Origin of the sequence: Shewanella piezotolerans WP3 (genome assembly GCF_000014885.1) — a bacterium.
GTDB classification, from domain to species: domain Bacteria; phylum Pseudomonadota; class Gammaproteobacteria; order Enterobacterales; family Shewanellaceae; genus Shewanella; species Shewanella piezotolerans.
Map to the genome: position 1 here is coordinate 4629370 of NC_011566.1, position 25102 is coordinate 4654471.

Sequence of the window (25102 nt, forward strand, 5' to 3'; positions counted from 1 at the left end):
TTTGTAACAGTTAAAAGCTGCTCACAAAACACACAACCAAGCAACATGCTGCACAATTTACAAACCAGCCAACAACAAGTACACCGACAACCTACACACATCTACTTATTGATTTTAAAGCTTTAATTCTTTAATTAGAGCTAGATCACATTCAAGGAGGTAATGACTTCTCGATATATTAGCTTTCAGTAAAATTAGGCGAATTACAGATATGCTCAGCCCTTTTTCAATTTACCTAGAGCAGATTCAGGAGCAACTAGCATTGTTATTATTCAACCAAACTGTTCGCTTACAGGTTGACGATGTTGTTATTCAATATCATATATTTGATACCGCGCAACCACTGATGATCACTTTTCCTCCTGGTAGTGAAGCATTCTCTGATTCAGATTTGATTGAAAATAAAACACCTTGGGGATACGATTTCTTTGCAAAACGACGGATGAATGTCATCTCATTCAACCATATAGGCAAAGGCAACTATTTCACTTCCAATGAGCTTGTAATATTTACCGAAAAGCTGGGCAAGCATTTGGATTGTTTCTGTGAACGCATCGGTTATGGTGTCAGTCGCGGCGGTTTCGCCACATCGATGTTTTCTAAGAATTTACGCCTAGACCGTGCCTTGCTGCTGATGCCCATTAGCACCTACGACATATCCATTGCCTCTTGGGATCCAAAAGTTAGAGAAGCTGCTCAGCACCTTAATGCATCTCCGGACTCTGCTGATTGTGACATCCCATTGACCATTATTTATGATCCACTCTATAAACCTGACTCTATGCATATGAAGCGCTTCCAAAGTTGCAGAGTTCGCTTTCCGCTACCAGGTGTTGGCCACCGTATACCACGCGCTTTACTGCAGTTGGGGATATTAAAATCTACAATTTTACAATATCGACAACAACAGATTGATCCAGCTAGCTTCTTTCTGAAAATAAGGAAACGTAGGACGCTTTCGTTCTTTTATCGTGGCCTTCAATCCTGTAATAACACATCGCGATTTTCGCTTCGTTCTCGAGTCATACTTTTTCACAGAATCCAGTACCATATAAATCATTTAGATATCGATCCTAAAAAAATATATCAGCAACTATCTGAAAGTATTCAAAAGCGCTGTTTTTACACCACAGAGCGCATATTTGGTCATGGTTACAAAAACGTCGCAGGGCTCTCTGCCTTGGTTTTATGCTGAAAATCACACTTTTTTTGTATCTTACTCACGAACAAATCCCCAGCGTTTTCCGAACCAACTTTCTTGTAGAGAGAGTTGCCGTAAAAATCAAATTCTTGTACAAAGGAAGATATTCAGGCAGGTTATAAGCTAGTCCAACACTAGGCGCTGTAGTGGTGCAACTTCTTCATGCAGGCGCAATGTTAAACTGCAAACTTTTGCCTAGAATCGATTCCCTCAACACAACCTGCACTTTCAAGTAGCTTGGGTATATACTAGGCGCCGCGTAATGGATAGAGGACTTGATGGAAGATAGAATAAAGTATCAATCGATGCAGTATGATTTGCACCGCTTAGTCGTACTGACTATTTTCTTCGGTGCACTCATCGCCGCTACAGGTGTTTCCATCTCTGTTTGGGCCGAATACCAAGTTATCGGTGATCTTGTTTTCAATCGTCGTTCTGATTTTTTAGGTGACTACAATAACGCTAAATTTGCCTTTGTGTTTAATATCGCACTGATGATCACAGGTATCTGTATCATGTTAGCCATGTTCGGCTTATATCTACTCAAACAAGGTTTTTTTAGTCATTACCTGTCACTAATTGGCGGCTGGGTTGGCATGTGTGTGTTACTGATGGGCGTGTTTCCTATCAACTATCTTGAAATGCATCGATTAGTATCAACCTGCTTTTTACTCGGCACAGTGTTGATGTACTTTTTATGTATCACAGATAGATTCAGTCAACATACTATCTGTAAAGGCCCCATTTTCACCTTGAGCATACTGGGTTTTATCGCTGCAACAGCTTTAGTGATACAACTCGATTGGAATACCCTCGACTTTAGCCCCTGTGAACACCCAGAAAGCACACCATGCTGGGTAGCAATCACCATGTGGCTACAAACCAATGTCGTTCTGCTTTGGTGCTTATCTTTTGCCTGGACAGTGAGAAGAATAGCGATAAAGAACTATCTAGAACTATCACAGCGCTACCTTGCTGGAGAGCGATAACACATACCATGAGACTCGCAAAATACTTAGCCATCACGGGCTGCTGTTCACGACGTGCTGCAACCCGTTTAATCCGAGATGGGCAGGTCATATTCAATGATCGTCTCGCCAACCATGTCGATAGTGTGACTCTAATTGATACGCCTGAAGGTCAACGCTGCCAAGAGCACGTTATAGTCAATGGTGAGTTAATCCAAGCCGTTGAGGCTAAAGCATACTGGTTATTTAATAAGGCTGTTGGTACCGATAGCCGCTTGTTAGCCGAATTGCCTAATAGCCTGATCCACCTATTACCAGTTTCACCACGACTCTACCCTGTTGGTCGGCTCGATAAAGACTCACACGGATTGCTACTACTGACCAATGATGGTGAACTCACCCACCAATTAATGCACCCCGATTTTGGCCACAGCAAAACTTATCATGTGCAAGTTGACCGCCCGTTTGATGAAGTGTTTTTGGCAAATATGGCTGCTGGCGTAAGCTATAAAGGTGTTACTACTCTGCCCTGCACTATTACTCGTTTAGACGTCGACAGGTATGAGATTATCTTAACTCAAGGGTTGAACAGACAGATCCGCCGCATGTCTCATGCACTCGGGTTTAAAGTGATTGATCTTAAAAGGATCTCGATTCAAAGTTTGCAGCTTGGGAATTTGCTAGAGGGTTCAATGAGACCTCTGAGCTCAACAGAGTTAGCTGATTTACTGGCATCCGTTGCTGCCAACTGAACATTTATTTTTAAGCAATCTAGCTTATAAATAAATGACTAAAGATCTATCATCAACCTTGGATCTCGCAGACTCAAATCAACTTTATCCAGTGTGTGTCCCAGCCCAGTTAAGTCTGTTAGGTAAATGCAGCTGCGTTTAATTTGCAATAACTGTTCTTTTTCCAGCTGTTTAATAACTTCATTAACTCGCTGACGAGCAATACCGGTTATTTGGCTGATTTGCTGTTGAGATATAGACACTTTAGGAGTTTCACCACGTAATAATGGAATATGAGCTGCAAGCTCCAAAAGCAAATACACTACCCGCTTTAGCTTATTCTCACTCATCATCAATTGCGACTGCAGCCATTTAGTTTTGGCCATTACCGACAATGAATGAAACCATTTATAGATTTCAATATTCTCCTGAGCCAAGCGGTGTAGATCAAAATTGCTAAAATGGATCAGTTTTACCGCACCTATTCCTGTAATAAAAAAAGGCGTATAACTGGCATTGTTGCTGTCATAGTTACCAAACCATTCGCCTTTTCCCATCACGATATTATTGACCGTTTTCAAGTTCGGGGTTTGCAGGCAAATGGTTACAGTGCCTTCTAGCACAAAACTTGTACCTTGATGCGCAATCCTTGCCTCATCCATCTCACTCGCTTTCAATTGCGTTTTAAGCTGAGCAATCGATAACAACTTTTCAGTCAAATCAGTCGAGAGTTCAGTATTCCAATTAAGTGCTTTTAGCAGCGTAGAATCAATCAAATTAATACCTTAAAGAGATGGTTTGGCAATGGTTAGCTAGCCCTATTATGGCATATAGAGGCAAGAAGGATGCTGGTACTAGATATAAGAAAACCGCCCACAGTGAACGGTCAGGCCAATAATAGCCTCAATGTTGATTGATCGTTTCAAAAAACGTTAATGGTGAATAGCTACAATCTATCCGCAAATTTTTTGCATTTATGCAGTGGCAGTAGCCACGCCTTGTTCTTCTCTTTAACAAAGGCTTTAATGTAATCCGCACTGAGCTTATCTCGACCAATTTCATCAGCCTTAATTTTAAGCCCTAGCGCCTTCAACTTATAACCTTGAGTATCTTTTAACTTTAACGCACAGACTTCATATTTGGCCGCAAACGAAGCCGCCACCTTTTCATCAAAACTGGCTCCACTACTGAAAGCCAATAAGCTCAGCATGACAATTAAAAACGGTTTCACTCTATCACCTGTTAAGAGTTAAAACTCAGCTGTGAAATAGGCTACGCAGCCGAGCGTATTTTCGATACAGAACAGGGTACGGTTTTACAAATTAAAAGAATGTCCGCTATCGGACAAACCTATAGCGATAGCGGTTTATTTTTTCTGCTACTAAGCCGTTCATCCAATGACCTGCGGTCGGCGCATGTGCAGATACGACCGTGACACGCAGCAAGTCCGTCCGTGGAAGCTCGCCATGACATCCATGTCATGGAAGGTCACGGCCGTATCTACACGGAGTTAGCAAGCGCAAACTTGTTGCATTAGAGTTTTCAGTTTGATGCTAATAAGTAACGACGCTCTCAGTTAGCACTGGAGTAAAGTTAAAAGCCTAGCTTGCACGGGCTAATCTCACCCCGTTGGAAATTTCGCTTTTTAAATTTCGCCGGGCCGATGAGGATTCGCTAAGGGGCAAGCGCTTTCCCCTTGGCTCGGATGTGGGCGAAGCGCCACGACTTTTATCAAACTAAATTTGATTTTTCGGTTTTAGTTCAAGAAAACTCATCCCTTTGATTATAATTACTAAATATTCTTTTACAGGTATCATGACATCCAGTATCAGTGCACATTACGACCAATTAAAATCTTTTTTCATTCGAGAGTATCTAATGCCGTCAATCTTAATCGATCAAAATATAGTTACTTACGGCGATATATTAACGCCAGAAAAAATCAATGACGTCATCGGATATGTACGAAAACCATTAGTAGGTAAGGATGGAGACTGGTTGAGAGAAGAAATAAGTTGCTTGCCCAGCATTTCAAAATTAGTTAATGATAAAGCGATCACTGCTTATCGCTATATTGAATTAGATTTAGAAAACTGGAAAAGGTCTGGCTCTGCTGATACCTCTAGATTAGGACAATTATTCCCAAACACCATAATGCATGAAGTGCCTCCCGCCATCGAACGATCTTATTTCTTTCAAGCATCATTAACTGAGTACCTACATAACGATCAAGTTATTGAATTTTGTAAATGGTTAAATAAAGAAAATATAGAAGCTGATATATTGAATATCGTAACAAATAAGCCAGTTCCAAAAGAAGTGATTAAAAATGTAAATTCACTACCTAATTTCCATACAATGTGTCGAGTACTGCAAAAAGAAGCACAATATGTAGATGCATTTCATTTGTGGAGTGCAGAAATGTGCAACATCGATTACTTTCTTACTGCTGATAGAAAATTTATCAATGCAATAAAAAATGCAAATTGTTCGTGCCAAGCAATATTGCCCAGCCAATTGCTTGAAGTTCTCAATATCAAAAGTAGAGAACCATTTAAGTATCAGCACAATGTTTTTTACAACATCGGTGGTCAGCCAATGTGGAATATAGACTAACTAACAAAAAAGCCGAAACACTTTCATGTTTCGGCTTTCGCATCAAAAGGCTAACTAATCATAATCAATATGATTAATGCACAATTTCCATCTCTTCAAGTAGGTTATCAGCATGATCCAGATACTTCATCACCCAAAGCATATAACGGCTATCAACTTGAATTGAACGGTTAGTGTCAGGATCGTAACCCCAATCACCAATGATACTCTCGTATACACCGTCAAATAGCAGACCGACTAATTCAGCACGGCCATTCAAGGTTGGTGAACCCGAGTTACCGCCTGTGGTATCAAGCGTTGATAGGAAGTTAACTGGCACAGAATCTAGCGACTTAACATAGTAATCGCCGTACTGCTTGTTAGCGATAAGCTCAAGTTGCTTCTTAGGTGCATCGAATGGATCAACACCTGTGTCTTTCGCCAAAATACCTTCTAGACGAGTGAATGGCACTGCTTGCAGACCATCTTCAGGTGAGTAGCCTTTCACATTGCCCACTGTTACCCGTAGGCTAGAGTTTGCATCAGCATACACTGGCTTACCTTGCTCACGGTTATAAGCAATGATCGCATCCATGTATTGTGGACGCACCTTCATTAAGTCACCCGCAAGCTGTTTACGTTCTTTCTCACGCTTCATACGTTCATCATATGTCGCAACAGCGTACTGAATGAATGGGTCTTTTGACTTTTTAAAGTCAGCGACTGATTTGTCCATCCAAGCTAAACGTGTTTCTTTGTCTGACAACTTAGTATTGGCATACATCTTACCAAGCGTCTTATTAAACTTAACCGCATCAAAATTATTCTTAATACCAAAGGCTTTATCAAACGCTGGTAAGCGCTGATCTTTTGGTAGTGCGGCATAACGGCTAATTAAGTCCGCTAACATTGCCTGATCCACACTGGCAGCATAACGGCGCTCAATTCGCTCCATACCAGAGGTAAAGCGGGTCATATCGCGATCTTGATATCCTGGCTCACGCTGCATATCTGGTAGCGTTTTTTCATTCGCTAAGCGATATAAACGGTCAGCCGTGCTTATCATGGTGCTATAACCCATATAGCTCATCAATAAATCGCGTTCTTGTCCTTGCTGTCCCTTAGCAATTAACTTATCAAGCTGGGCAAGTACTTCGCCATATTTAGCTTGGCGCTTTTTATCGGCCTTAATCCAGTTTGCTAAGTCTTGCTCTAGCCCTTTACGGTCATCAAGCATGGTTGACTTACCATAGAACTCGATCATCGAAGTGAAGTTCTTAGCGTAATTTGCTAAGCCAGCAATTGAGCTTTCATACTTAATACGCTCATCGCTACCCTCTGGAGCAGTCTCTTTGATGATCTCAATGAGACGCTCACGTAAAATTTTCCCTTCTGGATACGCCCATTCAAATTGATTTTCAACTTCGTTAGCCGTGCGGTAACGGTTGGTGCGTCCAGGATAACCAGCAACCATCACAAAATCGCCATCACTGACGCCTTTAGCTGACACTTTTAAGAAGCTTTTTGGCTCGTAAGGAACGTTATCTTTGCTGAAATCTGCTGGCTTACCATCCTTGCCGACATAGGCACGATAAAAAGAGTAATCTCCAGTATGACGTGGCCACATCCAGTTATCGATATCACCACCGTATTTACCCACGCTTGCTGCTGGGTTATACGTTAGGCGCACGTCACGAATTTCCATTTGCTTTACAAGGTAGTACTCAAGACCACCATGGAAGCTATACACTTTACAGCGGTATCCATCTTCTTTTTCACATTCAGCCACTAGCGCTTTTTCTTTCTGCTCAATGCCTTTGTAGAAGTCATTACCCACTTTGCTCATTTGGCCTGACTTCACTTCGCTGGTCACATTAGTGACAGCTTCTGTCACATAGATACGAGAACCTGGCGTAGCGGGCAACTCTTCAGCAAAGCTTTTAGCTAAAAAGCCATCCTTAAGTAAATTTTTCTCTGGCGTTGAATTGTATTGAATTGAACCATAAGCACAGTGATGGTTGGTTACCACCAGTCCTTTTGGTGAAACAAATGACGCTGTACAGCCGCCAAGGCTGATCACGGCATTCATTGGGAATTCAGTTAGTTTTGAAATCGAGTTAACATCGATCTCCAACCCTTTTGCCTTCAGTTCGTCTGCCATTGCAGGCAACTGATAAGGCTGCCACATACCTTCATCAGCAATAGCACCAAAAGAGGTCGCCATTGCTGCAGCTGTCAAAAGCCATTTTTTCATGTTGTTAAGTCCATTTTTTATTTTTAGGATTATTATTCTTACTTGCCGCTAGATACAACTAATTTAGGCTTTACTTTGCTTTAGATACAAAAAAGCCGAGCCCAATATTTAAATATCGACACTCGACTTTATCACAAGATGTTAACTAATAAACAGACTCTAGATGCATCATCTGTAAAGCTGACGTTGCATTTCGATTTTATCTATAGTGCAACCCACAGCTGCGCGGCAATAATCCCTGCACCCAACACACCTGCAGCGCCTAATGCGGCGCTGCCACCACTCACTTGATAACCGCCCAAATTTTGTTTGCGTTGCCCTAAAGCCATGGCGATTGGCAGGAAGATAATCATCACAACCAGTGGAATAGCGGCGAAACCTAGTACTTGGAAAAAACCATCTGGATAGTAAAGCGCACATAAAAGTGGCGGTATAAAGGTCAATAACCAAGTTTGAGCACGGCCAAAGGCATTATCTTTTGCACGGGTTAGTTCAGCCACATAGTCAAATAGACTCATGGTCACACCCAAGAACGACGTTACCAATGCCAGGTTAGCAAACAGGTCAATAAACTGCTGTAAGATGGCAGAATCTGCCACGCCCTGCAGCGCTGTAACCAATAGCGGTAATGAACCTTCAAAGCCATAAACCGTTTTGCCACCTAACGTGCCTAATGTCACCATCAACCAAAGGATATAACACACCAACGGAATAGTAGAGCCAATTATAAGCACCTTACGTAGTGAGATTGCGTCACCATCTAGGTAGCGCACGATAGTCGCGATACAGACATGGAAACCAAAAGAGGTAAACACAATTGGAATAGCGGCTAACCATAGGTTAGTTAAATCGCTACCTGCAACTATGCCCGCGGTTGAATTGTTCATCAACAGCTTCATATCCACTTCTGGTAGCAGGTAAGCTACAACAATAACCAGAAGAGCGATCATCGAAGTAAATAGAACCCGAGATACTTTATCAATCCAACGTACGCCGACGGCAATAAAACCACCAAAAATAGCGGTAAACAGCAGTACCGCGATCTGGTTGTCCATCTGCATGCCAACCAGTTCCATCTTGGACTCAAGCAGCGACGAGCCTCCCATCAGATAGACCATAGTCAACGCGAACAGTAAGCTTAGAAATGAGCCCCCTTGAATAAGTTGCCCAAATTTACCTAAGGTTTTGCCAGTAATCGCATGTACGTTTAGGCCGACGCCAGCACGCAAGTTGATCTCGAGCATTAATAAAGAGGTGTAGATAGATACGCCCCAAATCACGACTAATAAAAGCAGTGCAGGGATAGTACCGAGTGACGCAGTAGCAAGTGGCAATGCCAACATACCACCACCAATTGCAGTTCCAGCTACAATGGCTATAGAGCCAAGTATTTTTGAGTTCACAAAATTGTCCTGTTAGATTTTATAATTTATTTTTGGTAGGTCAGATTTAGAACGACTTTGAGGGAGAGATATTTTCGCAAGTTAACAATACTATTAACAGCCCCCAATCGAATCTGGTCACCATCGACCTTACGATTCCAATTGGCCCCAACGGCTTAGTTAAATAATACGGATATTCACCTTATCAACTTCGCCACTGAGGCTTGATAAATCGAGGGCAATATCGATAAGATTGTTTCATTACGACTCTTTCTCTAAAAAATGACTGTAAGCGACATTAACAGCTACTAACCCAGCGGGCAAGCCATCTTCATAGCATAAAATCAACTTAATACTTATCGACAATAATGCTGTAAAGCCTTAGTAACACTTAGTTTACGTTTTACTGTTTTAGTTGAAAATTGAGGCATCGGTAGCCTTTTTAGCATTGAACTTAACTGCATTATCACTATAATGCTCAGCTCTGCTTCAGGGGAGTAGCTATCAATCAATGTATTCGCTTTACATTGGTTGAGTAAGTATCAACATAATTGGCCATATGCCATGGTACTTACAGTCGATGTCATTTTTATTGCCATAGACCCAGCAAGACCTGAGCACAATACCACTCATTTTAGGGAGGGGTGTATTGTGCTTGGATTTTTGCCTCCCTAATATAGGAATACCATTGGAAGCTCTTCTCGCCTCAACCTTTACCGTTGCTATTGCCGAAATTGGTGATAAAACACAGCTATTGGCGCTTATTCTCGCCGCCCGCTTTAAAAACAAAACAGCCATTATTCTGGGTATTTTTCTATCAACACTCGCCAACCATTTTGCCGCCGCTTGGCTTGGGCAGTGGGCTATTGGCTTTATCAGTCCAGAAGTTGGTCGCTACTTAGTCGCAGGGTCATTTTTCGCCATTGCACTTTGGGTGCTTGTGCCAGATAAAGTCGATGAAGAGGAGAGCCGTTTTTATTCGATGGGACCTTTCTTAGCCACCTTCGTGCTATTTTTTATAGCCGAAATGGGCGATAAAACACAGATAGCTACCGTTGTACTTTCTGCAAAATACGATGCATTAGCAATGGTAGTGATGGGGACAACGCTGGGTATGTTAATCGCCAATGTACCTGTGGTGATTGCTGGACACTTTAGTGCAGAGAAACTGCCCATGCACTGGATCCATCGAGGCTGTGCAGTACTTTTTGCTTTGTTAGGTGTGGTGACTTTGATGTTTTAGCATCGGTTCTAGCTGAGCCCGTTCATGCCGAAATGATTTAGATACGAGTAAAAAGGTCTGTGGAGTCATGCCCCACAGGCCTTTGCTTTTGTCATTGGTTTTCCGGCCTCTACAAGCCTAATGCTTGCTTTACACGCTGGCCGTAGTCGCTATCCGCCGCGCTAAAGTGTCCAACCATTTTAGCTTGAGTGGCTTCACTCACTACGCTCAAAGTGCCAACAATATTTGTAATTAATCTAGTCTTCTCTTCTTCTGGTAACAAACGGTACAAATCACCTGCTTGGCTAAAGTCATCTTGATTGTAACGACTGTAGCGGTCGGCTTCACCATCTAAGCGCAGTGGTGGCTCGACAAATTGTGCCTGTTCCTGCAAACCGTCATGGCTATTAGGGCCATAGTTACGGCTCGCATCACCACCCGTTTGACTCCCGGAGAATGGGCACTGAGTCCCAGCCATTGCACCGCCACGTTGATGATGGTTTGCCGTGGTTGCATGGGGGCAGTTTACAGGCAGTTGATTATAGTTAGCGCCAATACGGTAGCGCTGCGCATCTGCATAGGCAAATAACCGCGCCTGCAGCATCTTATCTGGTGATGCGCCCACACCTGGCACTAAGTTGCTAGGTGCCAGTGCCGCCTGCTCTACTTCAGCGAAATAGTTTTCAGGCATTCGATTAAGCTCTAACTCGCCAATCTCAATCAATGGGTAGTCAGCATGAGGCCATACTTTAGTGAGATCGAATGGGTTGATCTTATAAGTATTGGCTTCAGCTTCAGGCATGATCTGAACTTTAACGCTCCATTTAGGGAAGTTTCCGTCATTAATCGCCACCACCATGTCGCGCTGAGAAGAGTCAGGATCGATACCTTTTAATATATCTGCCTGCTCAGCCGTTAAATTAGCGATACCTTGCTGGGTTTTGAAGTGAAACTTAACCCAGAAGCGCTCGCCTTTAGCATTCCAAAACGAGAAAGTGTGCGAACCGAATCCGTGCATTTGACGGTAGTTAGCTGGGATACCGCGATCTGACATTAGAATCGTCACTTGGTGCAGCGCTTCAGGATTAAGTGCCCAGAAGTCCCACATCGCATGGGGATCTTTTAAGTTCGTTTGCGGGTTGCGCTTTTGGGTATGGATAAAGTCCGGGAACTTAATCCCGTCACGCAGGAAGAAGGTCGGAGTATTATTGCCGACAATATCGTGATTACCGCGCTCAGTATAAAAACGTAGACCAAAACCACGAGGATCTCGCTCAGCATCTGCGCTGCCCATCTCGCCACCAACGGTAGAGAAGCGTACAAAAGTCTCAGTTTGCTTGCCTACACCATTGAAATGGTCTGCCAGTGTGAATTCACTTAAATCTTTTGTCAGGGTAAACGTACCGTAAACACCTGTGCCTTTGGCGTGCACAATACGTTCAGGGATACGTTCGCGATTGAAGTGTGCTAGCTTTTCAATTAAATGCCAATCTTGAAGCAACAATGGTCCGCGTTCACCTGCGGATAGTGAATTTTGATCGTCACTAATGGGTGCGCCATTTTGTGCAGTAAGTACTCGGTTTTGCTGACTCATAAATTACTCCTCAATCTTGCTCTGCTTGTAACCAAATTTCGATTAAATCAAATAAAGTGGCCATGATTGCTCTCCCTGTTTAATGAAGTGCCTTGGCGTGATAACGATATAAACCGTGTCGATGCAGTAATACTAGTCGCCACACACAAAACAATAAAACGATTAAAGCAGATTAACTTAAACTAAATAACAGATTAGATGTTTGAGATTAATCTGCCAGAAGTTAGCAACCTTATTTTGCTTAATCATTTGATGAGAGTTCGTAGGGTAGAGAGGTCTAAACTTAACGCAGCAGAAAATGACAAATATTGATACAAATCAACACCTTAACAAGTCAGAATTAAACTCTGAAATAGAAGCAAATATGCTAAACAACGACTTGATAGCAGTTAAAAGCTCAAGAAATAAGCAGGATGAATAGCAATAGCAAGAATTTTTCTGCTGTTTACACAAATTTACTAGCAGACAAAACCAAGTTACCTCCTTAACTTATAGTACCAATTCCATTAAGGGTATACTCAGTCCAGAGCTTTCGCAGGGCTTTCAATTCAAGGCACATTGTGGAAGAAATGGTTATTCCCTTTTGAGACAATGCAACGTAGCAGTGAAAGCCCTGAGACACTCACAATGTGCGGCTTTAAAATCACTTAATACAGCGCATATGGCATTCGATATAGAATAACGATTAGCAATAAGCCACTTACTTGTCTAAAGTGATTTTAACTCCCGCTGAATGCGCAATTCTTTAATGGAATTGATATATAGAGCTAATCTTTATTTTGCGGCTCTGGTTTGTAGAGCTTAACTAGGTAATAGGCATCAATCAGTACGATAAAAAAGTTGACCAATGCGACGGGAATGGCGTCAATGGCTAAGCCATAGGCCACAAACAGTGCTGCACCAATCAGGTTCCACCAACGTAGCTTTTTGATATTTGACATCATCAGCGATATGGCAACCACCACAGAGGCTAAATACCCGACCCATTCCCATATTGTTGCGCTATCCATTTTAGCTCCAACCTTTATCCTAAAAAAATCATATACTGAGTATGAGCAATAGATTGCCAATGCAACAAGCTTATTGCGTAATTAAATGCTCTGTAGTGAGCTTACCTTCTACTATTGTTTATTAGCGTTTTACTACAGCAGCAGTCATTCTGGATATGCAGCATAGTTCACCGGCACTATTGTGGATTAATACTTCCCACACAGAGCTACGCTTACCAAGGTGTATAGGTTTTGCTGTCGCCGTTAATGTGCCATTGCGCGAAGCTTTTAGATGATTAGCATTGATCTCTTGTCCGACACAATAATATTGCTCAAAATCGACTACGAAATTAGCGGCATAACTGGCAACAGTTTCAGCCAGCGCCACGTTCGCACCACCATGCACAATGCCGAGAGGGTTATGCACTGCAGGAGATGCCGGCATAGTTGCCTTCATATAGTCATCACCAATTTCTGAGATGGTAATCCCCATTGTTTGCATTAGTGTACCTTTGCCATGCATTCCTGAATCCATCTTGGCACACGTTTCTAAGCTTACCGGTCTAAACCAAATCGACATCTGTTACATCCATTGTTGTAGTTATTGTCGACAGTCTACTGCGTAAGCGGGATTGTTTAAACAGGTAAGATGAGTGCAGATTGTGTTTTTTAACGAATAGCAGCGAGACATACAGCAGCGAACTTGGAAGAATTGGCGCGCGATTAGGCTTAATATTAGGTGCTGTCACGTTTTCACGTTCAACTTGTGTGCCTAATCGCACGCCATAGGGTAAAGAGTTATATCACTACACATTATCAGTCTTGGCTTAACTCTCTATTAAGCCCAAAAAGGTACAGCGCTATTAAAGTAAGTCTTCTACTGCATCAAGGGTCAGCTTAATCATCTCATTCAATGTTTGCTGACGCTCTTCGGCAGTTAAATGTAAACCCTGACGCAGATGATCCGTTACCGTCATCATCGCCAATGCGTTAGCGCCAAATTCAGTCGCCACACCATAAAGACCTGCAGCTTCCATCTCAACGCCCAAGATGCCGTATTTCTCCATCAAGTCGTAACGCTGTTCATCGCTGCTATAGAATAAATCCGATGAATAAAGATTTCCGACATGGTAGTTAGTACCTAGTTTTTCTGCTGAGTCAGTGGCGCGTTTCAGCAAGTTGAAATCGGCAATCATGGCAAAATCGGTATTAGCAAAGCGAGTTCTGTTAACGGCAGAGTCTGTGCTTGCGCCCATTGCCATTACCACATCCATCAGCTTAATTTTGTCACTGACAGCGCCACATGAACCAATACGAATAATGTTCTCGACGCCATATTCAGTAATCAACTCTTTGGCATAAATAGAGACCGATGGGATCCCCATTCCTGATCCCATCACTGAAATACGTTTGCCTTTGTACTCACCGGTATAACCCAGCATGTTTCGAACATCAGTCACTAGCACGGCATTATCTAGAAAGTTGTCAGCTATGTACTTAGCGCGCAATGGATCGCCTGGCATAAGTACGGTTTTAGCAAATGCGCCAGCTTCGGCATTAATATGTGGTGTCATAGTCTTTCCTTTTGTATCAATTAGGTGCTTGTTGACCCCTCAGCAAGCACACCAAAATCCTAGTTAGGTTTACAATCTCTGTTTTAAATTATCCCGCGATGCTAAATAGCAAACCTGCGATTGTGCCGCTCATTAAGTTTGCCAGTGCCGCGCCAATGAGTGCCTTCATGCCGAGCTCACTTAAATCATGTCTACGCTCAGGACAAAGCGCCGCTAAACCGCCCATCACCATCGCAAGCGAACCTATATTGGCAAAGCCACATAAGGCAAAACTGATAATAATCTGTGTTTTCTCAGACAGTTGATCTTGGACTTTTAGAAAATCTATATAGGCGACGAATTCGTTAATTACCATCTTTTGACCGATGAATGATGCAGCCTGAACCGCTTCACTCCAAGGCACACCCATCACCCACGCAAGTGGCGCAAGAATGTAGCCCAATATCGCTTGCATGGTCAGCTCCTCGAAGCCAAACCAGCCGCCAATACCGCCAATAAAACCATTCACAAGTGCGATAAGACCAACAAAAGCAAGCAATAACGCCGATACACTGAGTACTTGCTGCAGCCCCATTGCAGCGCCACCAGCAGCAGCATCAATCACATTGGCAGGCTTATCAGTTTGCTCATCAAGAACTTTCTTAATGTCATTTACTGGCTTTTCTGTTTCTGGCCACATTAACTTGGCAAATAGAAGTCCCGCAGGAGCCGTCATGAAGGCAGCAGTCAAAACATATTTAACATCCACACCCATCTGAATGTAGCCAATCATGGTACCGCCAGCCACAGAGGCTAACCCGCCAGTCATGACTGCAAATAACTCTGAGCGTGTCATATGCTTAACGAACGGCCGAACCATTGATGGCGCTTCAATGGGTCCAACGAAGATGTTCGCGGTCGCGGAGAGTGACTCCGCGCGGCTAGTGCCAAGTAACTTTGATAAACCGCCACCAATCACACCAATAATCAGCTGCATAATGCCTAAGTAATACAGCACTGCAATAAGAGAGCTGATAAATACCACTACGCATAACACGTTGATCACGAAGATAAATCCTAGGCTAAAAGTGGCTAATCCACCAAATAGGAACTTTAAACCTTCGTTAGCATAATTGATAACATGCATCACTCCACTTGAAGCACCATCTAACATGGCTTGACCCATAGGGAGGTACATCACAAATGCGCCAAAGGCGATCTGAAATGCTAGCGCGCCAAGCACGGTACGAACGTTAATGGCTTTACGATTTTCTGAAAGTGCAACTGCAAGCCCTATTAAACAGAGCATACCGAACAAACTGATGAAAACTTCCATACATTTTTAACTCAACAAATCTTAATATGGACGCAGTGTATACAGGAGCTAATTTGCTGCAAGGAATTAGACCGAAAATTCACAACAAAAGTGCGACTTTTACCAAGTAAATCTAGAATGGAAGCAAGAAGCGGAAAACACACAAAAGAAACAAACAAAAACACCACGAGAGCTCAACGAAATTACAACCAAAACCCTACCAACATGCGTTATAACTAACAAAAACTAAGGGAGCAAGCACTGATAGGCTCGATTAGAATGAAGCTATCACCGAGCAAAATACGATCAAAAACCTACACAACTGTAATTTTAAAACAATGGATTATGGTCCTTATTGACTAATTTCCATCACTAGCTGCTATTTTACTTAGTTTAGCCTGTTTAATTTGCCTTAATATCTTTAACTGAACATTAAAAAACGAGAATTCAACAATTCATAACCCTTATTCTCACTACAGCGAGGCATCAATCACCTTTAACATTGTTCAATTCTTTAAATTAACAATGTTAATTAATTGTTATCAGTAGAAAGTTTTAAATAGCGTTTGCTTCGTTGACAGCCCAGCTACAAATGATAGTTTATGCCGTAGAGCAGCATTGAATTCAATATACAATTTTAACATTGAAGGATTGGGTATTGCCTCATTCTGATAGGCAGAACATTAGGCAGCTGCAAAGTCACAGACTCTACATAAACATAGGTAATGAAAAGGATTTTACATGAAAAAAATATTAGCTTTAGGCTTGTTGAGTTTTATCTCAACCGCCACACTCGCCGCGCCACAGCAATGTAACACCAATCCTGATCAAGGGCCTGGCCATTGGCGAGTATATGAGGAGCAAGTGTGTGATATTCGTACAGTAATGGTAGATGCCCCTAAGACTCTTTGTGAATATGAGTTTAATGATCCTAATTACCGTGGTCCGCCTCCGGGGCAAACAGAAGTAATCAAAATAAATAAAGTCGGTCACACTCAATGTGAGCAATCAATTGGAGTATGGATAGACGATCCTGAATATCGTTACCATAATCCAGGGGATAACCCGCCTCCACAAATTAGGCTCAATGTAAGGCTGTCCAGCCAAACTCATTACACAACACAGCAACAAGATACCGAACAGTATAACTGCCGCATGGAAGAGCGTCGAATTTGGGTTTCACACTGTAGAGATAACCTAGGAGATCGTAATGATGGACGAGATGGCCAACCTGACGGTCAACCTAGTTTCAAATAGCAGTGTAATGCAAAAAACCACCTAGAGTCAGGTGGTTTTTTACTTCCACGACCTCAATATTGACTACAAAGCAACCTAACTAGTGATAGCATCAGTAGGCCTAGAATATTCACTAAACCTCTATCACCTCTTAGGTGATTTAGCCGCCGCAACCATCAGAATTTCGAGAGTTGATATAACGGACATCTTTCACGGTGTCGTAGTCAATGGGATCAAGCGAGTCATGTTTTTTGATGAATTGATAAAGCATGTCTGCATCAATAAAGCCTGTGTCTCTAGCCTTTTCCTTCAACTTGGGATACTTGTTCCCACCCGCAGCATTGTAGCTTGGAAGGGTAAATCGATATTTATCCGTTAGCTTGAAAGGCTTGTCACCAACCATCTTGATGTCGACATCTTTCGCTTTACAGTCAACAGTCATCTTGATGCCACTGAAATGAGCAAAGCCTCCTGAACCTCGAGTTTTAAGCGCCACCTTAGATAAGTACTTTTTCAGTTCATCACCATTCATCTCAGTGACTGTCACACTGTTAGAAAAAGGCTGCACCTTAAGTACATCACGATATCGAATCGGTCCTTCTTTTATGCTGGCACGAATACCGCCTGAGTTCATGATGCCGAAATCCGCCGGCACAGGGAGCTGAGTTTGAGCGTGGGCTATCATTATCCCTAAAGGCGTCGCTTGGTAACGAACCACCTTACGCTTACCGATGAAATCCGCTTTTGCAACACCGATCTCTTCTCTCAGCTGTACCTGTCCCTTGCGCTGATAAGGACGTAGTAGCTCAAGAGTTTCTGGGTCCTTGGGGGTTAGCATCGAAGAATGCAGCATGAAACCATACTTGCTTTCAGTGTTGACAGGAACCAGCTCGTAACTTGCTAGGTGGAGCTCGTCATCGTAGTATTCAAAATCGGCACGGCCTATGAATTTACCCCACTCATAGGCTTGCATTATCCAAGTGCCATTTTGACGGTCGGGCTTACAAGGCTCATCTCGAGCATATTTTTCTACGTATTCACCCGTGTTCCCTTCCATACACACAGGCAGTTGTGAATGACCGCCTATGATTGCCTGAATCTGACCAGGCTCTAAGCTACGCGCTAAGGCAACATCACCTGGAGCGTTACTACCATGATTGCCATTTTCATAGTGGCCCATATGGGTGAGACCAAAGACTAGATCTGGATGATGCTTCTGCTCAAGCTCTGCCAAAGTCTGTTTCGCCTCATCTTGAGCAGAGGTAAATTTGAAACCTTCAACATACTCTGGATTACCGATTTCTGCCGTATGCTCGGTTGTAAGACCAACTACGGCTAATTTTAAGCCTTGCACCTCAAACACCTTGTAAGGCTCAAAGTAGCGTTGCCATTCACCATCAACCTGGCGATAGATGTTGGCAGATAACCAAGGAAATTTTGACCAACTTCTCTGCTTGTCCATCACAGTTGAAGGATTATCAAACTCATGGTTACCCACGGCCATGGCGTCATAACCAAGGTGGTTCATGCCGATAAAATCTGGCTCGGCGTCTTGAAGATCAGACTCAGGAACGCCTGTATTGATATCGCCACCTGAGAGCAGCAAAACCTGGCCTCCCTGTTCAACCACCTCTTTGCGGATCTCATCAAGGATGGTTTTCCGCGCAGCCATACCATAGCCACCGTTTTTACTATGCCAAAAACGGCCATGATGATCATTGGTATGGAGCAAGGTGAAGCGCTTACAATCACCTCCTGCAGCGATACAGGCAGCAGATGCAGTCACCTTTGGCGCTTTAGGCGCTTCTTCCACCTTTTTCTTACCACAGCCACTCAATACCAACGCAAGAGCAATAGCTGAACCAGTTAGAAGCAGACGAGAAGGACGGAGTGAAGTATTCATAATAACCCTTCAATATTAGACAGATATACCGTGCCACTAGCTTTATTGACCAGCCTCTCACTGCGTGAGCAGGCGTCAAAATGAGACATAGGCCAACGGCTGTACAGTAAAAAAAGCAGCACCCAGAGCGATCCCGGTGCTGCTTTTTTATAGGCTTAGCTATTGGCTAGCCTTGGCGGCGACGCCACCACATGAGCGGTAGTAGCAGTGTCATAAGACCACCTAAACTACCCGCCCCATCAGGCTTAGTCCAACCCGCTTCTTCCGTGTTCTTCACCTCAATGCTAACAGACTGACTGAAGCTTTCTTCGCCAACAGTAGCCGTAAGCTCGAAAACAAGAACCTGATCAATGCTTACGCTAGGTGAAGTGACATCAAGTGTCAGACCTGTTGCAGTAAACTCAGCCGTGCTTCCTGATACTTGTTTCCAGCTGTAGCGAGTACCTTCTGGAGCGTCAGCAACAGTCGCTGTGATAGACGTTTTATCACCTTCAGTCAACTTGGTGTTACCAGCAAATGTCACTTCAAGAGTTAGAGGAACATTGGTCACGACCAAGCTAACGGCTTTGGTTGTTTCCAAAGTACCGTCGCTCAGAGTCACCATAAAGTTCAAAGTTTCATCGGCTTTAATCGTTGGTGCAGTCAGAGACAATATAGCCTCGTCACCAACAACGGTCTTCTCTTCACCGACAACCTGCTCCCACTTATAAGTAAGCGCAACACCTTCACCAGCTGTGATTGCAGACGCATCGATGGTGTATGCAGTACCTTCAGTGACACTCTCAGGCGTAACGATATCGCCTTCAACGACCAAGCTAGGGTTTGGATCGTCACCACAGACTGCACCGTATACTTCTTGCACTAACTCTGGACGGTCAATGAATGGGTTACGGTTACCCTGATATTTATAGACTTGGTTGTTACGATTCTGCTCGTAAGTATCTACAGCATCTAACTTATTCCATGCATACAGAGTACAAAGCGTACCGATCAGCGGCTCGCTATCCTCAGCAGTAGTCGTTAAACGATCGACTGCGATTAGATCTGGCATATTAGTTGTCGCAGTATCAGTACCTTGATAACGCGTATCCATATACATGATCATACGAGCAACATCGCCTTTCACCTCATCACGAGGCTCCCAGCAGTCGGTAGTTTTGTTCAGGTAGTTACCTGTACCAACACCATTGAATAGTACTTCTTCACCCGTGTCGCTACATGCACCAAAGTCATTGTTGCTTCGCGCGGTGTTAATTCCAGGATCTGAAGGACGCAGGTGATGAGCATCGGTATAGCCCCACTGCGAGTCGCTCGGGAAGCCATGGCTCTTAGCCCAGACGTGCTCACGGTTCCACTTACCCGCGCCGCTACCACTAGTCTGGTTGTCATATTTGGAAATAGATGCGCCAGTGTAGATCTCAATAACTTTCTTATCGTCGGTGGGATCCTGATCAGCGTAAGTCAATGTACTCCAAACCTGCTTATAGGTCAGATACTTGTGATCCTTGGCAATAATGGCAGACAGGGCATTCTTAAGCTCTTCTGCATTAGCAAATTCGCCACTGAGTACATCTGAGTAATAGATCTCAGCATTAAACGTAGTCGGATCGGCAACTGGAGTCAGTGTCTCACAACCAGTACAAGGACCAGTTTCTGGCTCTGGTTCTGGAGGTGTTACTGAACCATCGCAGGCGCTCTCACCAGCACAACCAAGGCCGTCAGCGGTGTCAACATCAAATACTGCCCATTGATTGTTAGTCCCAGGGAAATCAGCTTCGGCCACAGTATCACCGGCGGTGACACTGTCTTTACGACGTAGAGTTTTATTTGCGGTAGAGAAGTTTGCGTCATTTGGATCTGTCCAAGCAGAACCAGGATCTTCACCACGCTTACCAAAGCGATCGATAACCACATCGTCTTTAGTTAATACTAAGGCATCATCACCGTTAAAGTATGTTACGGTTGAAGCGTTACCGAATTTAAACGCGTCTGCTGCACCAGAGTTATGGAACACTAGACTATTTCCAGGCTCTAACGTGCCTGTTAGGGTCTCAGTATTACCTGGCTCTGTTTTGCCATTGCCAAATAACGTCAACTTATAAACATTGGCATCTAAATCGATGGCAGTGCCACCAACGTTGGAAATCTCAATCGCTTTATTGTTGCTACTCCCTTCGATGTATTCGGTAAGCAGCAATACACCAGGAGTCGCTTCTGAGCTACAAGCTCCTTCACCAGCACAACCAAGACCATCAGCAGTATCTGTATCAAACACGAGCCATTGGTCACCGCTTGGGAATGCTGCTGCGGCATCGGTATCACCTGTGGTAACACTGGCTTTGCGACGTAACGTTTTATTAGCACTAGAGAAGTCAGCGTTATTTGGATCAGTCCAAGCAGAACCAGGGTCTTCGCCCAGTTTACCAAAACGGTCAATAACCACATCATCCTTAGTCAGTACCAGCGTGTCATCACCGTTGAAATAGGTAATGGTAGACTCAGTTCCCTTTTTAAATTCATCTGCTGCGCCGCCATTGTGGAAGATAATGCTCTCACCACTGGCAAGGCTACCAGTTAACGCTTCCGTTGCGCCAGCCTCAGTTCCACCGTTGTTATAGCGGCGTAATTTGTAGTCTGCGGCATCTAGGTCAATGGAGCTGGTGCCGACATTAGAAATCTCAAGGGCTTTATTGTTGCTGCTACCTTCTATGTACTCAGTAATAACTAAATTAGCATTAGCAGCTGTAGATAGAGTGCCCAAAACCATAGCAGTGGCCGCAGCAACTGCATTCATTTTAATTCTCATAATCGTATCTCTTTTTGAATCTTTGATGGGAAGCGCACTGCCTAAGGGCAGCGCGCTTCATTGTCGAGAACAACGCTTATTTGCGAAGACGACGGCGCATAGCTGCAAGTCCGAACAGGGATAACAAGCTGATGAAGCCAGTGCTACCAGCACTGCCATCACCGCCAGTGTGATCGATTTCTTCTTCTACAATGTCCGCAATCAAAGAGTCTCGGTTAGATACCTTCGCTTTGAACGTTTGCTTAGACCCTTCTACAATTTGGCCATCACGCTGTAGGCTTACGCTAACGTTGTAGATAGCTGATGGCGCACCAAAGACTTCGAAATTAACCAAAGCTGTTGCGTCATTAGAAATAACCACATTAGGCAGCACCATTTGGCTCAAATCTAAGCGCTCTTCGTCATTCGTAGGAGTCATATTGACGGTCGCTACATCACCAACTTGAGCAGAAACACCCGTTGGGATTTGGTAAGGAACCTTGATTAGCTTTCTCAGTTTTGGCAAGTTCAGAGGCACGTTAGCATCCGCATCACCAGGCTTATAGCTAAGGGTAATCAGTGCTGGATCGTGATCCGACGCGCGATAGATGTCTGCTTTATAGAACTTATGCGTTCCAGTACCGTCGATGCTACCTTTAAAGCGGTTTTGGTAGTCATACAGGCCGGTCTCAGCCGCATTTACATGCCAGTCAGTCGCATCAATCACGCGATCTTTCAGTGAAGGTGAGATCAAGATGTGATCCAACGAACCTATTTCGTCACTGAAAGAGTAACTCCAAGGCGTTTTGCCATTATCCTCGAACTTTTCACCGACGATGTCGATGTAGCCATAAGTCTTAGTGATAGTGGCTGGCGAACCATCTTCGTTAAATTGAGGCTTAGGTCCAAGGAAAGTGTGGCTAGCGGTAACGATCGTCTTGTTGCGTGGATTCTCGGTAAGAACTAATACAGGATCTTCTTTACCATAAGCGTTCAAATCACCAAGGATAATCTTATCCCCGAGAACGTCTTCCATCTCTTCACCTAAGTGTACGGCGCCAGCTACGCGGAACTCGGCACAAGACCCTTGGTAGTCCAGATCTGGTGCAGTACGGTTGTTCCAAGTCGTGGCATTGCCAAACTCAACACCTTGCCACTCTTCCCAACAAGTAGAGCCTTTTGACTTAAGGTGATTTACAGCTAGCGTCAGGCGCTTGCCTGTTTGGTTAACGATAAAGGTTACAACCAGAGCGTCACGGTGGTAGTTCTGACCGTTCTCTAGAATTTCCTGATTCTGATCTTTGATCACCTCACCTAAGTCATTCACTATGGTGGGTGCTTTCTGCTGAGGCATAGGAATAACGCGAGTACGTTCAATGCTCATCTTGCTTGGGCGATATATGATACCTGTCGCAATGGCATCAGAACCAATAGCGTCTAGGTTATCCAGCATTTGATTACCATTATTGTCAAAACCAACAAACACATAACGGTTCTCTGTTGAGTTAGGACCGTTATAGTCTTGTGCTCGCTCATCCACATACTGGACATTGACCTGGTTAACAATCTCAGCAATCGCACTGGCATCGCCAAACCCGTTATTCTCAATCTCCATTAGGGCCATGACATCAGCATCCTGAGCACGAATAATTTCTACCAGCTTAGTTCTCTGGTTAATGTATTCATCGTAGCTGTCTGCGCCTCGGCTCTGACCAAAGTTGTTATTGTCGCCACCAAAAGGAGAGTTAAAGAAGTTAAACAGGTTTTGACTAGAAATGCGGATAGCAAAATCATCTTCCGCCACAGTGTCATTCAAATCCGGTTCATCAGTACGCGGTAAGTTGTGGATGAAGTTGTCGCTAGTCAACTGGTTGGTTATAGTCAGGCTGTAGTCCTGATCAAACTTATCCGTTCCTGGGATCAACTCAGTTTCATATTGGCTGATCACACCTTGCGCGTTAACGAGGCTATCGTCGATACGGATATAGTTAGTGTGTGGATCACTGTTAAAGCCAGCGTAATAAGGTAAATCTGTACCGCCTGATTTAGGCGAGCTTTCAATCACTAAACGATAGTCATTGTTTTGCTCATAAGCCGCCTTCGACTCAGGGCTTCCGGCAACATGCAAATGGTTAGGCTGCAAGTTAGGACGCTTATAAGCAGCAACCATGTTGTTACGGTTATGCCCTTTGCTACTTAAAAGATAGTTGTAGCTGAAGCTGCGAGTAATACGCATATCCTCTTTAGCTTCTTCGCTAGGAGTACTAGGGTCCAAATCCTCCGGCAAATTAACCAACATACCTTCGTAACGCTCTAAGGTCTTATCGAAAGAACCATTGTCTGAGCTGATGACCTGAATATCCGTTGGCTCGGTTACGATATTAGTATCAGTAACGTTCCAGCCAAATGCTGTATCGGCCGATAGCTGTGTCTGGCCTTCAAACTCAACAACTTTACTGCCGATACAAATAGTTTGACCAACCTTAAGATCACCTGCTGCACTTGTACTAACGAAGATGCCATCGGAGGTCTCTGGGTTGTTATCAGGGGCAAAATTGCGAAGATAGAACCCCTCGTTAGGGATAGACACCTTAGCGGAAATAATCCCCTCTACAGCAATTTTCTCAGCGGATTCCGTTTCACCAGCAGCAATCAGAGGCGAGGTAAAGCCTGTGCCTTGAACTTCGCTAGGAGACATGATCTCATTCTTATCAGTTGGACAAGTGAAGATGTCCATGATGTCTTCTGCATCAGCAGCAGGTAGCTCTGACTTACCTAGATCATCAAACCGCATTGGTAAAATGTTCTGCCACTGAGTCGCATCGAAAGTTCCTGATTGAGCAGGATTGTTGCCATCAGCAGTTTTCTTGCGACGCAAAGTGGTGTTAGGCGCCCACTTGCTATTGTCGTTCACAGCGCCAACACGATCGATAACGGTATCACCATTTTTCAGGAAAAAACCGTCATCACTGGTCATGTACAAGTTATTGTACTTGTTACTGCTGTCATATGTGGAGATTACAACTGTGCCACCTTGAGTCTCAATCGCATTGCGAAACTCTTCGGTCGCTCGACTATTGACTAGCACTAGAGAAGCACCAGCAGCAAGCGTTTCGCCGGTCAACAATGGCTTAGCATCAGCGTTAAGCAACTCATTGTCGTACTTACCGCTAGAGCGTTGGAAAGCGGTAATGTCAGCAGTAAAAGTAAAGGCGTCAGAACCAGTGTTAGTGATCTCAACAGATCCCACACTAGCATCAGAACTTTGGGTCATTTCGGTGATCAGCAGGTCTTCAACGCCAGCGAAGGCGCCCATGCTGATTGTGCTGGCAATAGCCAGCGATAGGAAACTTTTTTTCATAGTAAACTCTATA

At 43.8% G+C, this 25102-nt stretch carries 18 protein-coding genes and 1 riboswitch; of the genes, 6 read left to right on the plus strand and 12 right to left on the minus strand.

Annotation, left to right across the window (positions count from 1 at the left end; all coding sequences use genetic code 11):
- The first annotated feature begins 211 nt into the window (after window positions 1-211).
- The 3 genes from SWP_RS23110 to SWP_RS19710 all read left to right on the plus strand — a co-directional run bounded on the left by SWP_RS23110 (window position 212) and on the right by SWP_RS19710 (window position 2921).
- Window positions 212-1195, plus strand: a complete 984-nt coding sequence (locus tag SWP_RS23110) for a Cytosolic protein, putative (protein WP_020914395.1) — start codon at window positions 212-214, stop codon at window positions 1193-1195.
- A gap of 284 nt (window positions 1196-1479) precedes the next feature.
- Window positions 1480-2190: a DUF998 domain-containing protein gene (locus SWP_RS19705; RefSeq protein ID WP_020914396.1), complete on the plus strand. Its 711-nt coding sequence runs from the start codon at window positions 1480-1482 to the stop codon at window positions 2188-2190.
- A gap of 8 nt (window positions 2191-2198) precedes the next feature.
- Complete coding sequence (locus SWP_RS19710; RefSeq protein WP_020914397.1) at window positions 2199-2921, plus strand: RNA pseudouridine synthase; 723 nt, start codon at window positions 2199-2201, stop codon at window positions 2919-2921.
- Window positions 2922-2959: 38 nt separating this feature from the next.
- Here the strand turns inward: SWP_RS19710 and SWP_RS19715 are convergent, their stop codons facing one another.
- Together SWP_RS19715 and SWP_RS19720 are read right to left on the minus strand one after the other, a co-directional pair.
- Window positions 2960-3676, minus strand: coding sequence for a Crp/Fnr family transcriptional regulator (locus SWP_RS19715; RefSeq protein ID WP_020914398.1), 717 nt, complete (start codon window positions 3674-3676; stop codon window positions 2960-2962).
- Between the two features lie 170 nt (window positions 3677-3846).
- On the minus strand, window positions 3847-4131 hold the full coding sequence (locus tag SWP_RS19720; RefSeq protein ID WP_020914399.1) for a hypothetical protein: 285 nt from the start codon (window positions 4129-4131) through the stop codon (window positions 3847-3849).
- A 647-nt stretch (window positions 4132-4778) separates the two neighbouring features.
- Here SWP_RS19720 and SWP_RS19725 point away from each other — a divergent pair.
- Window positions 4779-5516: a hypothetical protein gene (locus SWP_RS19725; protein WP_020914400.1), complete on the plus strand. Its 738-nt coding sequence runs from the start codon at window positions 4779-4781 to the stop codon at window positions 5514-5516.
- A 73-nt stretch (window positions 5517-5589) separates the two neighbouring features.
- Here the strand turns inward: SWP_RS19725 and SWP_RS19730 are convergent, their stop codons facing one another.
- Window positions 5590-7749, minus strand: coding sequence for a S46 family peptidase (locus SWP_RS19730; RefSeq protein WP_020914401.1), 2160 nt, complete (start codon window positions 7747-7749; stop codon window positions 5590-5592).
- A 203-nt stretch (window positions 7750-7952) separates the two neighbouring features.
- Window positions 7953-9152 carry an amino acid permease gene (locus tag SWP_RS19735; RefSeq protein WP_020914402.1) on the minus strand — a complete coding sequence of 400 codons (1200 nt, stop codon included), beginning with the start codon at window positions 9150-9152 and terminating at the stop codon, window positions 7953-7955.
- Window positions 9153-9618: 466 nt separating this feature from the next.
- Window positions 9619-9807: riboswitch (yybP-ykoY riboswitch) on the plus strand.
- Window positions 9808-9819: 12 nt separating this feature from the next.
- Between SWP_RS19735 and SWP_RS19740 the strand changes: the two genes are divergently transcribed.
- Window positions 9820-10374, plus strand: a complete 555-nt coding sequence (locus SWP_RS19740; RefSeq protein ID WP_044556119.1) for a TMEM165/GDT1 family protein — start codon at window positions 9820-9822, stop codon at window positions 10372-10374.
- A 109-nt stretch (window positions 10375-10483) separates the two neighbouring features.
- Here the strand turns inward: SWP_RS19740 and katB are convergent, their stop codons facing one another.
- From katB to SWP_RS19765, 5 genes are all read right to left on the minus strand, one after another.
- Window positions 10484-11947, minus strand: coding sequence for a catalase KatB (katB, locus tag SWP_RS19745; RefSeq protein ID WP_020914407.1), 1464 nt, complete (start codon window positions 11945-11947; stop codon window positions 10484-10486).
- Between the two features lie 767 nt (window positions 11948-12714).
- The gene (locus SWP_RS19750) at window positions 12715-12957 is read right to left on the minus strand and encodes a YgjV family protein (protein WP_044556120.1); all 243 of its coding nucleotides are present in this window, start codon (window positions 12955-12957) and stop codon (window positions 12715-12717) included.
- Between the two features lie 121 nt (window positions 12958-13078).
- Window positions 13079-13516, minus strand: a complete 438-nt coding sequence (locus SWP_RS19755; RefSeq protein ID WP_020914412.1) for a PaaI family thioesterase — start codon at window positions 13514-13516, stop codon at window positions 13079-13081.
- 283 nt (window positions 13517-13799) lie between these two features.
- Entirely contained in the window at window positions 13800-14510 is a 711-nt protein-coding gene (gene deoD, locus SWP_RS19760; protein WP_020914413.1) for a purine-nucleoside phosphorylase, read from the minus strand.
- An 88-nt stretch (window positions 14511-14598) separates the two neighbouring features.
- On the minus strand, window positions 14599-15825 hold the full coding sequence (locus tag SWP_RS19765) for a NupC/NupG family nucleoside CNT transporter (protein WP_020914414.1): 1227 nt from the start codon (window positions 15823-15825) through the stop codon (window positions 14599-14601).
- A 720-nt stretch (window positions 15826-16545) separates the two neighbouring features.
- On the opposite strand from SWP_RS19765, the gene SWP_RS19770 reads away from it, so the two are divergent.
- The gene (locus SWP_RS19770; protein WP_020914415.1) at window positions 16546-17061 is read left to right on the plus strand and encodes a hypothetical protein; all 516 of its coding nucleotides are present in this window, start codon (window positions 16546-16548) and stop codon (window positions 17059-17061) included.
- Between the two features lie 139 nt (window positions 17062-17200).
- Here the strand turns inward: SWP_RS19770 and ushA are convergent, their stop codons facing one another.
- The 3 genes from ushA to SWP_RS19785 form a co-directional block, all read right to left on the minus strand.
- Complete coding sequence (ushA, locus tag SWP_RS19775; protein WP_020914416.1) at window positions 17201-18943, minus strand: bifunctional UDP-sugar hydrolase/5'-nucleotidase UshA; 1743 nt, start codon at window positions 18941-18943, stop codon at window positions 17201-17203.
- A 166-nt stretch (window positions 18944-19109) separates the two neighbouring features.
- Window positions 19110-21749 carry an endonuclease gene (locus SWP_RS23235; RefSeq protein WP_020914418.1) on the minus strand — a complete coding sequence of 880 codons (2640 nt, stop codon included), beginning with the start codon at window positions 21747-21749 and terminating at the stop codon, window positions 19110-19112.
- A gap of 76 nt (window positions 21750-21825) precedes the next feature.
- A complete protein-coding gene (locus tag SWP_RS19785; protein WP_020914419.1) occupies window positions 21826-25089 on the minus strand; it encodes an ExeM/NucH family extracellular endonuclease in 3264 nt (1087 codons plus the stop codon).
- Window positions 25090-25102 lie beyond the last annotated feature (13 nt).

Coding starts and splice junctions, on each gene's coding strand:
- SWP_RS19730 (WP_020914401.1), bottom strand. CDS start 7,749: ATGAAAAAATGGCTTTTGACAGCTGCAGCAATGGCGACCTCTTTTGGT.
- SWP_RS19725 (WP_020914400.1), top strand. CDS start 4,779: ATGCCGTCAATCTTAATCGATCAAAATATAGTTACTTACGGCGATATA.
- SWP_RS19765 (WP_020914414.1), bottom strand. CDS start 15,825: ATGGAAGTTTTCATCAGTTTGTTCGGTATGCTCTGTTTAATAGGGCTT.
- SWP_RS23110 (WP_020914395.1), top strand. CDS start 212: ATGCTCAGCCCTTTTTCAATTTACCTAGAGCAGATTCAGGAGCAACTA.
- SWP_RS19710 (WP_020914397.1), top strand. CDS start 2,199: ATGAGACTCGCAAAATACTTAGCCATCACGGGCTGCTGTTCACGACGT.
- SWP_RS19705 (WP_020914396.1), top strand. CDS start 1,480: ATGGAAGATAGAATAAAGTATCAATCGATGCAGTATGATTTGCACCGC.
- ushA (WP_020914416.1), bottom strand. CDS start 18,943: ATGAATACTTCACTCCGTCCTTCTCGTCTGCTTCTAACTGGTTCAGCT.
- deoD (WP_020914413.1), bottom strand. CDS start 14,510: ATGACACCACATATTAATGCCGAAGCTGGCGCATTTGCTAAAACCGTA.
- SWP_RS23235 (WP_020914418.1), bottom strand. CDS start 21,749: ATGAGAATTAAAATGAATGCAGTTGCTGCGGCCACTGCTATGGTTTTG.
- SWP_RS19770 (WP_020914415.1), top strand. CDS start 16,546: ATGAAAAAAATATTAGCTTTAGGCTTGTTGAGTTTTATCTCAACCGCC.
- SWP_RS19785 (WP_020914419.1), bottom strand. CDS start 25,089: ATGAAAAAAAGTTTCCTATCGCTGGCTATTGCCAGCACAATCAGCATG.
- SWP_RS19755 (WP_020914412.1), bottom strand. CDS start 13,516: ATGTCGATTTGGTTTAGACCGGTAAGCTTAGAAACGTGTGCCAAGATG.
- SWP_RS19750 (WP_044556120.1), bottom strand. CDS start 12,957: ATGGATAGCGCAACAATATGGGAATGGGTCGGGTATTTAGCCTCTGTG.
- katB (WP_020914407.1), bottom strand. CDS start 11,947: ATGAGTCAGCAAAACCGAGTACTTACTGCACAAAATGGCGCACCCATT.